Origin of the sequence: Mesorhizobium sp. M4A.F.Ca.ET.050.02.1.1 (genome assembly GCF_003997725.1) — a bacterium.
Classification (GTDB): Bacteria; Pseudomonadota; Alphaproteobacteria; order Rhizobiales; family Rhizobiaceae; genus Mesorhizobium.
This window is the reverse complement of sequence record NZ_RZSG01001224.1, coordinates 1-1,108: the sequence shown is the minus strand read 5'-3', so window position 1 is coordinate 1,108 and position 1,108 is coordinate 1. Positions and strand designations below refer to the sequence as shown.

The following is a 1,108-nucleotide window of genomic DNA, read 5'->3' as shown; positions in this document are numbered from 1 at the left end:
GTCGCTGGCGATGGCCAGCGGCACCGCCTCGGTGATCTCGCAGCCGCCACCGAAGGCGATGCCGTTGACGGCGGCGATGACCGGCTTGCGGAACGCTTCGAGCCGCGCCGTCAGCCGCTGGCCGCGCATGACGAAGTCGCGCAGCGCGACATCAGCGCCTGCGGCGACACTGACTGAGAATTCGTGGATGTCGGCGCCGGCAGAGAAGGCGCGCTCGCCCGCCCCCGTGAGGATGACGGCGCGAACCGCATCGTCGGTCTCGATCCTGTCGAGCATATCGAGCAGGCGATCGATCAGGGCGTAATTCAAGGCGTTGAGTTTCTCCGGGCGATTGAGCGTCAGCACAGCGACGCGATCGCGGCTTTCGCAAAGCACCAACTCGGTCATGTTCTTTCTCTCCGGTATGGAACGGAGCGAAAGGGATCAGTTTTCGGATTGTCTGTATATTCACTAGTCAGTATACTTGATGGCATGAGCGAACCCACCAGCCCAACTCGCAAACGCCTCGTCGATGCGGCGACGAAACTCTTCTATGCCGAGGGGGTCGGCCGCGTCAGCGTCGACGCAGTGGCCGAGAAGGCGGGGCTGACGAAGCGCACGCTCTACTACCACTTCAGAAGCAAGGACGATTTGATCGCCGCCTATCTCGATGGCCGCGACCAGCCCAACATCAAGCAGATGGCCGGCTGGTTCGAAGCCGCCGAGGGCGGCGTCGACAGGAAGGTCGCGGCGATCTTCACCAATCTGGCGCGGGTGGCAAAGCACCCGAAGTGGAGAGGCTGCGGCTACCTGCGCACGGCCGCCGAGCTCGCGGCGATGCCCGGACACCCTGCAGTCAAATCCGGGTCGCGCCACAAGACCAATTTCGAAAAGTGGCTGGCCGGAGAGCTTTCAAGCCATAAGGTCAGAGAGCCCAACATGCTGGCGCGCGAGATCGTTCTGTTGATGGACGGCGCCTTCTCCAGCATGCTGATCCACCACAATCCCGACTACATCGCCGCTGCCGGCCACGCGGCGGCGACGCTGGTCAAGGTGCGGATGGAGACGGCGGCTCCGCCAGCAGCCAGTCGATCGCCGCGGCGGCGTGGGCGGGTGATCGGTCGGGCGC

2 protein-coding genes are annotated in these 1,108 nt (G+C 64.3%); one reads left to right on the top strand and one right to left on the bottom strand.

All coding sequences use genetic code 11. The features are described from left to right. The coding region (locus EOA33_RS36495) for an enoyl-CoA hydratase/isomerase family protein (protein ID WP_190234510.1) at positions 1–387 on the bottom strand (387 nt) is incomplete at its 3' end. An 84-nt stretch (positions 388–471) separates the two neighbouring features. Here EOA33_RS36495 and EOA33_RS36490 point away from each other — a divergent pair. Then, on the top strand, positions 472–1,108 hold a 637-nt coding region (locus EOA33_RS36490), incomplete at its 3' end, for a TetR/AcrR family transcriptional regulator (protein ID WP_145989538.1).